Raw genomic sequence first — 12,792 nt, 5'->3', positions numbered from 1 at the left:
CGCAGAAGAGGATTTTTGTATCTTTGTTCCATGACAGAAAAGAGACAGAATTGACAGGTAGTTTACAGTTTGTTTAAAAAATAATAAAAACGGTATCAAATCTTTAAAAATGTGATAAATAGAGAATAGGACAATTTTTCAGATTCGGAAATTTGAAGAGCGAAGGGTGAAAAGAATGAAGCGTGATGTGTTTTTCGATAATGCAAAATTATTGCTGATTTTTTTAGTGGTGTTTGGTCATTTGATCCAGCCGTTTACAGATGGATCAGTTCCTATGTACACCCTCTATACGTGGATTTACACTTTTCATATGCCTGCGTTCATCTTCCTCGCCGGTTTTTTTGCTAAGGGGTCAGGGCATAAAGGTTACATCATTCAGTTGGCTAAAAAACTGATATTGCCTTACCTTATCTTCCAGCTTGCCTATACGGGGTATTTCTTCTTTATTGGAAAAGACGGATGGCTCAATGGACCTTTTTATCCTCACTGGTCGCTTTGGTTCTTGTTTAGTTTATTCTGTTGGCATATTCTGTTGTACTGGTTCAAAAAGATCCCGCCTATTATCGGAATTACCATTGCCGTGGAGGTTGGGCTTGTAGTTGGGTACTTCAACGATATCGGCCACAGTTTCAGCTTATCCAGAACATTTGTGTTTTTCCCGTTTTTCCTTGCCGGGTACTGGCTGACGAAAGAGCATGTGAAACTGTTTAGAACGCGGCGTGCAAGAGAAATAGGGCTTGTGGTGATGGCTTTAACAGCTGGACTTATCGCTGCTTTTCCGGAAGTAAGTTCAGGGTGGCTGCTTGGTTCTAAATCATATGCAGATCTGGGAAATCCAGAATTCGGCGGCTTGATCCGCTTAATGGTGTATCTGCTTGCTGCTGTTATGACGGTAAGTGTATTATCCTGGGTACCTGGGAAAGAATATCGTTTCTCCTATCTTGGCGGAAAAACTTTGTATGTATATTTACTGCATGGTTTCTTCATCCAATTCTTCAGACAGGCTGAGTGGTTTAAAGTAGGATCTATTTTCGATATCCTTGGTCTTGCTATTGTGGCTGCGCTTATTGTTTACCTGCTTTCAAGCAGTATAATCCGCACATTGACTCAGCCTTTAATCGAAGGACGCACCCAATTGATAAAGCATTGGTGGCATAGGCACTCTAATAAAGATTCCAACTATCAACCTTAATAAATGAATGAACGAAGAAGTGCGAGTCCTATACGGGCTCGCATTTTTTTGCATATCAAACGTGACTACAGGTTTGTTTAGAAGCAGGATATTAAACAAAAGGGCCGGTTACTTGAAGACTCAGTTTCGAGATATTTATTGAGTGGAAGGTCCTGCGGGGAACGATTTCGCTTTCCGCGGGCATGTGCTGAGCCTCCTCGAGCAAGCTCTGCGGGGTCTCACCGATCATGTTCATCGCGCAGGAGTCTTCATCGTCCCCTCCGGACCTTGCGATAGTCAGACGCTCGAAATCATCTACCAAAACGTTACCCGATGAGTAAGAACAACCTATGCTCCACGGTAAACTTCTACCACGTCAGGGTGAATAAACCCGTGCTATAGAAGCATTTGAGGCGAACTAAGTCTTCCTATCGCCTATAGAAGGGTCCGTTCACTCTTTCATCATAGGGTGGCGAAGGAAACAAGGAGACTCCCGCGGGAGAAGGAGCTAGGCGAGACCCCACAAGGAGTGATAACGACTGAGGAGGCTTGCCAGTTCCCCCGCAGGAAAGCGAGTTGTTTCCGTAGCCGCCTTCATCAAATCGTTGGGTACGGACCCGAATTATCTCGAAACTGAGTCTTACACAAACGGGAGCTTATCTATATTAAGCAACATGAAGATTTAATGTAGTTATTATATAAAGAATATGGAAGAAAAATGGTCAATGGGGAAGGCTAATTGTAAAGATTCACAAGGAGGATGAGGAATATGACTAAAATTCTAATGATTGCAACGAATGTGGATCAGTTGGATAGCGATCACCAGACAGGCCTGTGGTTGTCGGACTTTGTAGAACCTGCAACGGAATTTAAAGAAGCAGGATTCGAGGTGGTAGCTGCAAGTTTAAAAGGCGGAAGAATTCCAATCGATCCTCACAGTTATAGTAATGAACTTCCGAGAGTTTGGGACGGTGTGATGGAGCCGATTCATAATACACCCTTGCTTTCAGAAATTGATCCAAGCGAGTTTGAAGTTGTGTTCCTATGCGGAGGCCACGGAGCTATGATGGATTTCCCCAATAATAAAACGATAGAACACGTGTTGAGACATTTTCTCACCAAGAAAAAAATAATTGCTTCCGTAGGGCATGGGGCAGCTGGATTGATCGGTGTGACCGATCATAATGGTGAAGCGATTGTTAAAGGTAGAACCATGACTGGATTTACAGACGCAGAGGAAAAGGAAACAGGAATTGAGGGTCTGCTGCCATTTACTATTGAAGAGAGGCTGCAAGCAGAAGGAGCAGGTTTTGAAGGGGACAGTCCTGATAAAGATCATGTAGAAGTTGATGAACACTTTATCACGGGTCAGAACCCGCGTTCCAGTTTGAGTACATCCCAGGCAGTTATTAAGAAATTAAGAAAACCGCAGCCTCAATAACAATAACTGATCAAGCTAAAAAAGTCTCAGAGTATTTTTATGTACTCTGAGACTTTTGTTAACCTATTGGGAGACCAATTTAATTAGAAAAGAAGATGAGCGACAAGGGTAATAATAGGAAGTGTAATAATCGTGCGCTCTAGAAAAATGATGAACAGATCTGTTAAGTTCACAGGTACTTTAGAACCTAATAGAAGCCCGCCGACTTCAGACATATAAATTAACTGAGTGACCGATAGACAAGCAATAATAAATCGGGTCATTTCGCTTTCAATGGAAGCTCCGATAATAGCAGGTAAGAACATATCAGCAAAGCCTACAAGAATAGTTTCAGAAGCCGCTTGAGCTGACGGAATCTGCATAAGTTCCAATAACGGAATAAAAGGCATTCCAAGCCATGTAAAGAAAGGAGTGAATTCCGCAATCACAAGAGCGATAGTTCCGAGCGCCATTACGATTGGAGCTACACCCATCCACATATCCAGAATGTTTTGTCCGCCCTGTTTAAAGAAGTCGGTTAACCCTTTAGCTTTACTTCCACGCTTAACAGCTTGAACATATCCATAGGTGAAAATGTTGTGCTCATCAGGGACTTCTTCACTGATGTCATCTGCTTCCTCCGTCACATAGGTATTCATTTTGCGTGACAGAGGTGGAATTCTCGGCATAATTAGAGCCGCAATGAAACCAGCTAGTGCAACCGTTAAGTAAAAAGGAATGAACATATCAGCTAAACCCACTTGTTCGATGACCACCAGGCTGAAGGTAATGGAAACAACAGAGAATGTGGTACCAATAACGGCTGCTTCCCTTTTCGTGTAATAGCCTTCTTCGTATTGTTTACTGGTAAGCAGAACTCCAATAGTTCCGTCGCCAAGCCAGGAAGCAAGGGAATCTATCGAAGAACGACCAGGTAATCGGAATAGAGGACGCATAATTTTAGTTAATAATGTACCAAATAATTCCAATAGTCCATAATTTAATAAAAGGGGTAAAAATAAGCCTGCAAATAAGAAGACGGCGAATAATACATGCAATAGTGAGTCCAGCAGCAGTCCGCCTGTATTTTCAGAAATGATTGCCTGTGGCCCGATTTGAAAGTAGACCATAATAGCAAATATCATTCCCAACACTCTTGTTACAACCCAAACGGGGGGTACATGGAATAATGATTTGAAAAAAGGGTATTTATCCAATGAGTTTGGTCCTGCTATTTTTGCCAGTACGGTGGCAATAGCTGTAATCGAAATAATGATCATCATAATGAGGGATAAATAGCTTCCGAGGAGCTCCTGCAGCCATGTGGCTAAAACGGCAATCGGAATTGTAACGGCTCCATCCTCAATATCCACGATCGGGTACATAAATAGAAAAATACCGATCAGAGAAGGGATGATAAAAAGTAAATGTGATGAGGGTTTGAAATTTCTTGCTTTCATCCAATGTCTCTCCTGTCGTTCATTAGTTTTAGTTCTGAAAATGTGCCGGTCTATTGATGGCAGTATCCCCTGGATCTCTTTCTGCTTCCTTTTGGTGTTAAATCCAAGCGCTTTCATGATATGTAACCATGCTTAACTTATCAGAGCTTTATTTTTATAAGGGATGATCAGAATAAATATGCAGCATTTTATATTTTAATACGGATAGCGACAAAAACCAATAGGCAATCAGAGGGAGGAGTAGTTCCTTATATATGTTAATTCGACAAATTAGGGAGGGAATCCTTTTGAGTAATAGAAAGATTTAGGAGGGAACATGTTGTGGGTGATGTCAGTATTGTAAGCTCGTTACCAAGTATTCTATGTTTGAGGGAGAGAGTGACGGATACTCTACACGGTTATGATGAACCATTGTTTACTAAACTCTTTATCTTAGATGATTATCATAAAGTGAAAATAGGAAGGTATTCGCTCCAGACTTTTCACGCACGTCAAAAATATTTATTGATGGCTTTTCAACCTGAGCTATTAAAGGTATTGGGGAGAATAGCTGCAAATCATACGCATGAATCAAAGGTTCGATTATTGGAAAAATATGAGCTTGAGTTGAGAAAACTTCTGAATGATAAACCAACTCGTAGCTCCCATATCAATGTTTGTCAGCACATCGCCGGTTATTTCAAAAACGATTGGTCTTCAACGGAAAAAGAGATTTTTAATAAACAGCTTATCCTTTACAAGGATGGGAAAGTGGGGTTGGCAATGTTGAAAAAGAGACTGGCCTTTTGGGCCAGTCGGTTGGATAAGAAATATTTATTGCAACAAACGTATCTAGCTTCTTTTTTAAGTTAGACTAACGTGAAATCAAAGCTTTTCTTAGTCTGTATAATGCTTCAGGATTCGATCAACGCTGCTACCGTAACTTTCCCCGAACATGTTAAGATGAACGAGCAAATAAAAGAGTTGATAAAGCGGTTTGACCTCTTCGTAGTTGGAGGGAAGTGGGAATGTCTGCTCGTAAGCCTTGTAAAAAGTAGAAGGAAAGCCTCCAAATAATTCTGTAAAGGCGAGTTCAAAGGCATGATCTCCATACAGAACGGAAGGATCAATAAGGTAAGGACGGCCCTCTGCATCTGACATCCAGTTCCCGCCCCAAAGATCTCCGTGAAGAAGCGAAGCCTCAGGTTTTTCTGGTATCCACTGATCGAGTTTCTCTAACAATGCCTCGAGTTTCGAACGTCTTTTTGCGGAAGCTCGCCCATTCTGGACGGCTAAATGAAGCTGAGGAGCAAGTCTGTAGTCCCTGTAATATTCAAGCCAGGAAGTTTTCCAATCATTAGGCTGGTCCAGCTCTCCTACAAAAGTGGAATGCCCGAGTCCATACTGATCAGCTGTTTCTTTATGCATAAGGGCTAGGTTCCTGCCCAGCTCTTCAGGGGAGGCTTGACCGCCTTGCTGGATCCAATCCATAACGAGTACGCCTTTTTCACCATTTTCCGGTTCATCGTAGTAATGAACTTGCGGAACTTGGATGGTACGGGTTTTTTGGATTCGCTCGAGCCCATCGGCTTCTACCTTGAAAAAGTGAGAAGGAACCCCTTCGTTTCCTTTAATAAAGTAAGGTTTTTTGCTCGTCCTGATGTAATACGACTGATTGATATCTCCACCGCTCACTTGCTTCATGGATTCAATCGAAGTCTGATCTCCAATTGAGTGTAAAGCATTTCTAATGACTTTCTCCATCACAGTTTCCCTCCTTAAAGAATATGGAAGATATTTAGTGAAAAATGTTAATTACCGGCGGTTTTTGTTTTTCAATGGTCTTTTGATAGGCATGGATGGTATTGATCTCTCTAAATCCAAAGCGTCTATAAAGGTTTTCCGCCTGTTCATTCTGTGTGCGAACGGATAGGGTGACTACATCTAAATGGAGAGCGTGAAAAGCGTATTGCAGTGCGTGTTCAATCAAATCCGTTCCGATTCCGCTGCCCTGTTCATGTTTATCGACGTTCACAAAACATATTTCCCCTTCGTGCCCCTCAAGAATCGTTTCAAAATATAAGTAACCTGCTATTTCACCATCTAATTGGTAACCCCACAGTTGATTCTCAGACTGCCTGGATAACTGAATCATTTCTTCTGTCGTATAATACGATGCTTTGGGGTGCAGCTTATCAATAGCCTCAAAATCATCTTGTTGCATGTCTTTAATGGAGTTACTTTCCATATGTGAAGGTTCGAAGTTCGTGCGATGAACAGCCAGCGTCTTTTCTACATTGTATAATTCAAAATCATGACGTTTTGTAAAAGCCAGCAAATGATGATTAGCTTCAAAGCAGGCTACCTTCACTACATCGAAGTGTAGTTGCATAGTGACCGAAGCCTTATCCCACATGCTTTCAATTACTGCCTGGTGTTCTTTGGTAGCGAATGGTCCCAGCAAACGGCAAAGTTTTTGTTCGAAAAACGGCAGGATGCCTAGAAATCCAATGATTTCTTCTCCCTCCCATGCCACGAAAGCCAGCGGTTCCTTGAACTGAGTGAGCGTCCAGATTTGTTCGAATATTTCGTTAGGGTCCGATGCCAGCCAGGCGACATAGTGGTGGTCTATTTCGTTCATATGATAAAGCCAATTGGCAACTTTATGTAGATTCTTGACTTCAAGTTCGCTGATATTCATAGAATCACCTTTTCTTTTTAAACAAATCATGACACAACAGTTAATCAAAATTCAAGCCTGAGGCAGGGAGTGGGCAGTTAAAGCATGAGGTAGTGGCCCGATCGTCCTGTCATTTACATGATTGATATGGAGGAGACAGGGGAAATGGAAGATAGGACTGTTGAAAAGGGAGACAGAAGGATGAAAAATCGCTTAAAATACATATCGATTTATAGAATTGCCATTATTGTTTGGATGTCTATTAAGTTCCTTGTTCAAATTTTCTGGTTTCAAAAGAGGCATCGTATTTGGGATCAGGATACCAAAAGGAAATGGGAAGACATGCTGGAAAAGCAGGCAGGCGAATACCGTAAAAAGGCTATTGCGCTTGGCGGACTCCTTATTAAGTTTGGACAGTTTTTAAGTTCACGCGGTGACTTGCTTCCGCGAGCTTTTATTAAAGAATTAGAAGGGCTAGTGGATCGGGTAGAACCTATGCCTTTTTACAGGTCAAAAGAAATAATGGAAGAGGACTGGAATGCACCTCTGGAAGAGCATTTATCCAACATTCACGAAGATCCAGTTGCATCAGCCTCCATCGGTGAAGTTTATAAAGCTTCATTAAAAGATGGAACTGCTGTAGCGGTTAAAGTTCAGCGATACCGTGTGAAGGATATCTTTAAAATGGATTTCAAAGCTTTGAAAATTGTTTTCTGGCTGGTCGACCATTTTACATCTTATGGGAAAAAAGCTGATTTACCAGCCTTGTATCGTGAGGTCGTCAGGGTAATCAGCAATGAACTGGACTTTACGATGGAACTTGAGAACGGAAATCAATTCAAAAAGAGATTCAGCCATTTTCCTTCCGTTTATATTCCGGATTACTACACGGACTTGTCTACTAAACGAGTTCTTGTTATGGAGTGGATCGAAGGAACCAAAATTACAGACTTATCGTTTATAAAGAAACATCAAATAAGCCGAGAGCAAATTGCAAAAACATTATTTGATTTAAGCGTTGAACAGTTCCTCGATGCTGGAATGTTCCATTCGGATCCTCATCCGGGAAATCTAATGCTCCAATCAGACGGGACGATTGTGGTTATTGATTTTGGGATGGTGGGGGAAATACGGCAGGAGGACACAAATTCTCTCAGGGCTATGGTTCAAGGCTTTATTTTGGAAGACTATGATAGGGTGGTCTCCGCTTTACAGGATATGGATTTTTTATTGGAAAACGCAGATACGGAACGTGTGAAGAAATTGATCAAGCAAACGACCGATATGTATCTAGAAGGGAACTTTGACAAGCTGGATGCGAATATGATGAATGATGTGATGACAGATATTCAGCAATTTGTTAAAGACCAGCCGATCCAGCTTCCTGCTGATTATGCTTTTCTGGGCAGAGCTACCTCGATTATCGTCGGAGTCCTAAGCAGTGTGTACCCTCAAGTGGATCTGATTCAATGGGGACGTCCGGTAATCAAGGAATGGGTATCAGGAGAAGACTCGAATTATTCTATTTTTAAAGAAGTGGCTAAAGAAACCGCCCGTCCACTCTTATCCTTGCCAAGAGCGCTCGTCGAATATTTGGAAGATGGCGACAAGGAGCGAGAGTGGAAGAGTTACCACCAGAGAAACCATCTATTTCATCAATTTTACTTATTTTATGCCTTTTTATCCCTTGTTTTCATCGGCTCTGGTGCTGCTGCATTGTATCTTACAGTCATCCAAACCGTGCTGCCATCTATTTGGATAGGAGTGTCTCTGCTTGGCTTGGGTCTTATAGGATTCATAAGCTGTGTCATGAGTCATTTTAAAATGATTAAACGAATACATCATAATAGGAGGAATGAAGTATGAGCGATTTACTGAAGAAAGGATTTCATTTAGGGCTGGGAGCGGCTATCAGCGGAAAAGAGAAATTCGAGAAAATGGTAAATGAAATGGTGAAACATGGGGATGTGAGTCCAGCGCAGGCAAAAACGATGATCAACTCCTGGATCAGCAAAGGCGAGAACGTAGATAAAGAATGGTCCGACCATTCGAAAGCAAAGTTTCAGGATCGCATGAAAGAACTTGGCTTTGTCTCAAAAGAAGAATATGAACTTCTTGAAGCAAGAATTCAAAGACTTGAAAATTTATATAATCAGCGTTAATAACCGGCCGTCTCTTCTAACAGAAGGGACGGTTTTTTAATGGGAACGAAGTAAACTATTCAGGCAGTCAATGAAATGGAAACGTTATTACTAGATCGTACTATTTTTAATTGTATTTTTATTACATTTATTGCGTTTTATTTCCTGACAAATAGGCATTAACAAATAATGTACGTCCTCATTGCCGTGCAGCAAGAACTAGACTATGAATACACATGGAGAGGTGGAGGACCATGAAAACTGTAATATTCGCGCTCTTCATTCAGCCAGTGATACTGCCGCAACACTGAAAGACTTAATTTACTTACGCTTTGGTTTAATGATGCTTGTATTTGTAGTGGTGATGATTCTATTTAGCTATTACTTACGGAAATTTAGAGAAAAGCCTATAACGTCCACCACATTCCAGTGGATACGAAAGAGAATAAATGGTTCGAAGTTACCTGGACGGTCTTACCGATTATCTTACTGACGATACTTGCTGTGCCGACCGTACAAGCTACATATGAACTGACGTCAAGTTCAGCTGGAAATGTTGAGGAACCTCCTCAGGAAGCCGTTGAAATCCAAGTTATCGGCAAGCAGTTTAATTGGATATATATGTTTGAAAATGGAAAACAATCCACGAATGAACTCGTTCTTCCTGTCGGTCAAAAAGCTTCCCTTCGATTACAAGCAGAAGATGTGGTTCATTCTTTTTGGGTACCACGACTTGCTGGAAAGATTGATATATTTCTAGGAAAAGTAACTCGCTTATCATTTGTACCGAATGAGAAGGGGAGCTATCAGGGCAAATGTGCAGAATTCTGCGGTGCCGAACACACCCAAATGAGGTCTGATACCAGGGTCATAAGTGAGGGGGAGTTTCAGGAATGGCTGAAACAAGCATAAGTTCATAGGAGAAGGGTGAATCGTAATGAATATACCATTTGTTGGCCAAGTTCCTTCTGATATTGTAGCTGCCTTGATTGTTTCCATCCTGTGGGGAGCTGTGCTTTTCTGGTGGGTGACAAAAGCAGGTGAGTGGGAGACATAAGGAAATATGCACAAACCACCCACCACCGCAAAATAGGGGTGATGTACCTTTTACTCGCGGTGGTGTTTTTTATCGTCCCCCGCAGGACTTTCCGCACAACAAATATCTCGAAACTGAGTCTTCAACAAACGGGAGTTTTTCTTTAAAATCAACACGGATAGTTAACAGAGATTGAGCCATGCTGGTTAAAACTCCTACCGTATAGGGGATCACTGCAGAAAGCTATATTTTTTAGAGAAGTTTAATTCTGGATCCCAGTTTATAAAATCCGTACATAAAAGCAAATGCAAGGAACGCAGTGGCAGCTAAATTAAGATAGTAGATCATTCCTTCTCCCATAAGGCTGAGGGGAGTAAAGACAGTGGGAGGGTGCTCCAAATATAAATAATTTGCATCAATGAGAGGATTAAGAAAACCTATAATTAAGGCATATCCCCCTAATAGTAGATAACTATTGGTCATATCCTTCCAGGTAATACGGACAGAAGAGGTCACCACAAGAAACAAACTTGCCCATGGGATAGCCATATGGTGCAGAAAGAATTTCCAGAAACGGTAATGGTGAAAGTCAAAGGGTACATCAGGAGTGATCAATGCAATAAGAGCAGGAAAAATACCTATGAAAAAATTTATTTTTATGAGTGTTGGCTGATAGGTAATAAGAGTGTAGATCCCTATTAAAGAAGCAATTCCGCATAAGTGCAGGGGGACGTGACCGCCAAGGCTCCAGACTCCATTTACATAAGCCCATAACTGGTAGCTGAACTCGGAAAGCAGAAGAAGGACCAGTAAAGAATACCTCATAATCTGACGAAACCGTTCATGTGTATGAAGCCATTTAGAAGCCAGGGCAATGCTGAAAAGAACAATCGTGAAAATAAAAAGCATGGTTATGTGACTGGCTCCAAGTATTTCAAAGGGATAACGGCTTCCTGTTCCAAACCAATCTTTCATTAAGTACACATCCTAGTGAAGCAGATTTCGCTATGCTATGATGATTTTACCACGTTTGACGGGTGAAAGGAGGCAGGAGATGAAGAGACAGGTTAATTGCTTTCATTGTAAACATTTTTATACAACTTGGAACCCAGCTTTTCCTAGAGCCTGCGCTGTCTATGGTTTTAAAGCTAAGGAGATGCCTTCAAAGCTGGTGCTTCATGTAACTGGAATTGAATGTATGGAGTTTGAGCCAAAACAATCTGAGAAAAGGGAGAAAAACCCAGTTAGCTCCTCAAACTTTGATGTACGGCTGTAAATAATATGAAATTTTCAGAATTCATATGGACATCCTTTTATTCTATGGTATGCTGATGGATATTTAGTATGGCCTAGAGGTCATCTGACAGCTTTGCTCTACAAAAGTAGAGATAAATGTAGGAAAGGAGTTGAGAGTTTTTTATGCACAGAGAAAAATGGGGGACAAAATTAGGTTTTATGCTGGCTGCTATGGGCTCAGCTGTAGGCCTGGGTAATATATGGCGTTTTTCATTCGTGGCCGGTAATAACGGTGGAGGAGCTTTCTTGTTACTTTATCTGTTATTCGTGCTTATTATAGGAATTCCTCTATTGCTTACAGAGGTAAGTATTGGACGGAAAGCAGAAAGCGATGTAGTAGGGTCTTTTCAAAAGCTAGCTAAAGGAACGCCCTGGTATTTAACAGGCTTTTTCGGTATTATCAGCTCATTCCTTATCTTAAGTTTTTATGCCGTAGTTGCAGGCTGGGCAATCTTTTATTTCTGGAATTATATCAATGGATCATTCTTTACACAGCCGGCAGTCGGGTATGAAGGAGCGTTTGGACAATTTATCAGCCATACGTGGCATCCAATTGCCTGGACCGCACTTTTCATGATATTAACGATTACTATTGTATTAAGTGGTGTTAAAAAAGGGATTGAAGCAGCGAATAAAATTTTTATGCCGCTATTGGCATTAATCCTCATCGCGCTTGCGGTCTTCAGTTTATCGCTTGATGGTGCTTCAGAGGGAGTGAAGTTTTTATTCCAGCCGAATTGGTCGGCATTAAGTGAGCCTTCTATATATATTGCTGCTCTCGGACAGGCCTTCTTCTCGCTTAGTCTGGGGATGGGGGCGATGCTTACGTATGGAAGTTACTTAAGGAAAGAGAATAAACTTCCAAGCGCCACTTTAGGTATTGGCTTAATGGATACGTTCTTTGCCGTGATTTCAGGGCTTGTAATCTTTCCTGCGGTTTTTGCCTTTGGTATAGATCCGAGCTCAGGTCCACCGCTCGTATTCATTACACTTCCTAGTATTTTTGAACAGATGCCGTTTGGAGGAATCATTGGCCTGGTGTTTTTCTTTGCCTTGATTTTGGCTTCTCTTTCTTCATCCGTTTCCATTCTGGAAGTACCTACAGCTTATTTTATGCGGGTATTCGGTTGGACGCGCTTTGCGACAAGTGTGCTCATGGGGTCTGTCATGTTCGTCATGGGCATCGCCGTCTCCTTAGGATTCGGTATTTGGTCAGGCGTCACGCCGATTGGAGAAAGAAATATCCTGGACTCCATGGATTATATTGCTTCCAATATTCTCCTGCCGTTAGGCGGTCTGTCCATGGCCCTTCTTGTTGGATGGTACTTTAAAAAGTCAGAAGCTCTGGAATCTGCGGACTTGTCCTCATCTTCTATTGGAGGCTTCTGGTATTTCATCGTGAAGTGGATGGCTCCTATCCTTATAGTATTGATTTTCTTAAACAAAATCGGTATTATCTTTTAAATTCTTTCATCTAATAATTGGAAAGAGATCCTGATGATTATCATCGGGATCTCTTTTATTCTTGGAGGAAGAAGCAGGTATGCTTAATTAATCATTATTTTGTGAACGATGAAAGGAACATAAGACAGAAACACAGGCGGCGTGT

12 protein-coding genes are annotated in these 12,792 nt (G+C 41.5%); 8 read left to right on the top strand and 4 right to left on the bottom strand.

Annotated elements, in window-relative coordinates:
- Positions 1-175 precede the first annotated feature (175 nt).
- Complete coding sequence (locus ACTWP7_RS12320) at positions 176-1,192, top strand: acyltransferase family protein (RefSeq protein ID WP_443123419.1); 1,017 nt, start codon at positions 176-178, stop codon at positions 1,190-1,192.
- A 748-nt stretch (positions 1,193-1,940) separates the two neighbouring features.
- The gene (locus tag ACTWP7_RS12315; RefSeq protein WP_443123418.1) at positions 1,941-2,612 is read left to right on the top strand and encodes a type 1 glutamine amidotransferase domain-containing protein; all 672 of its coding nucleotides are present in this window, start codon (positions 1,941-1,943) and stop codon (positions 2,610-2,612) included.
- A gap of 83 nt (positions 2,613-2,695) precedes the next feature.
- On the opposite strand, the gene ACTWP7_RS12310 is transcribed toward ACTWP7_RS12315, so the two are convergent.
- Complete coding sequence (locus tag ACTWP7_RS12310) at positions 2,696-4,051, bottom strand: YjiH family protein (protein WP_443123417.1); 1,356 nt, start codon at positions 4,049-4,051, stop codon at positions 2,696-2,698.
- 321 nt (positions 4,052-4,372) lie between these two features.
- On the opposite strand from ACTWP7_RS12310, the gene ACTWP7_RS12305 reads away from it, so the two are divergent.
- The gene (locus ACTWP7_RS12305) at positions 4,373-4,903 is read left to right on the top strand and encodes a DUF1722 domain-containing protein (protein WP_443123416.1); all 531 of its coding nucleotides are present in this window, start codon (positions 4,373-4,375) and stop codon (positions 4,901-4,903) included.
- A 24-nt stretch (positions 4,904-4,927) separates the two neighbouring features.
- On the opposite strand, the gene ACTWP7_RS12300 is transcribed toward ACTWP7_RS12305, so the two are convergent.
- Positions 4,928-5,794: a fructosamine kinase family protein gene (locus ACTWP7_RS12300; protein WP_443123415.1), complete on the bottom strand. Its 867-nt coding sequence runs from the start codon at positions 5,792-5,794 to the stop codon at positions 4,928-4,930.
- Between the two features lie 34 nt (positions 5,795-5,828).
- On the bottom strand, positions 5,829-6,731 hold the full coding sequence (locus ACTWP7_RS12295) for a GNAT family N-acetyltransferase (RefSeq protein WP_443123414.1): 903 nt from the start codon (positions 6,729-6,731) through the stop codon (positions 5,829-5,831).
- A gap of 180 nt (positions 6,732-6,911) precedes the next feature.
- Here ACTWP7_RS12295 and ACTWP7_RS12290 point away from each other — a divergent pair, with 180 nt between their 5' ends.
- From ACTWP7_RS12290 to coxB, 3 genes are all read left to right on the top strand, one after another.
- A complete protein-coding gene (locus ACTWP7_RS12290; RefSeq protein ID WP_443123413.1) occupies positions 6,912-8,576 on the top strand; it encodes an ABC1 kinase family protein in 1,665 nt (554 codons plus the stop codon).
- Entirely contained in the window at positions 8,573-8,872 is a 300-nt protein-coding gene (locus tag ACTWP7_RS12285; RefSeq protein WP_014644890.1) for a phasin family protein, read from the top strand. The genes ACTWP7_RS12290 and ACTWP7_RS12285 overlap by 4 nt, the downstream gene beginning before the upstream one ends.
- 408 nt (positions 8,873-9,280) lie before the next feature.
- Positions 9,281-9,763, top strand: coding sequence for a cytochrome c oxidase subunit II (coxB, locus tag ACTWP7_RS12280; RefSeq protein WP_443123412.1), 483 nt, complete (start codon positions 9,281-9,283; stop codon positions 9,761-9,763).
- A 376-nt stretch (positions 9,764-10,139) separates the two neighbouring features.
- Here the strand turns inward: coxB and ACTWP7_RS12275 are convergent, their stop codons facing one another.
- On the bottom strand, positions 10,140-10,862 hold the full coding sequence (locus ACTWP7_RS12275; protein WP_443123411.1) for a YwaF family protein: 723 nt from the start codon (positions 10,860-10,862) through the stop codon (positions 10,140-10,142).
- A 79-nt stretch (positions 10,863-10,941) separates the two neighbouring features.
- Between ACTWP7_RS12275 and ACTWP7_RS12270 the strand changes: the two genes are divergently transcribed.
- Both ACTWP7_RS12270 and ACTWP7_RS12265 read left to right on the top strand, forming a co-directional pair.
- Positions 10,942-11,163 carry a uracil-DNA glycosylase gene (locus tag ACTWP7_RS12270; RefSeq protein ID WP_443123410.1) on the top strand — a complete coding sequence of 74 codons (222 nt, stop codon included), beginning with the start codon at positions 10,942-10,944 and terminating at the stop codon, positions 11,161-11,163.
- 143 nt (positions 11,164-11,306) lie between these two features.
- Positions 11,307-12,647 (top strand): sodium-dependent transporter, encoded by a 1,341-nt coding sequence (locus tag ACTWP7_RS12265; protein WP_443123409.1) that lies wholly within the window; start codon positions 11,307-11,309, stop codon positions 12,645-12,647.
- Positions 12,648-12,792: the final 145 nt, after the last annotated feature.

This window comes from Halobacillus sp. B29, from assembly GCF_052246755.1.
Lineage (GTDB): Bacteria > Bacillota > Bacilli > Bacillales > Halobacillaceae > Halobacillus > Halobacillus halophilus.
This window is presented reverse-complemented; position numbering and strand designations above follow the sequence as displayed.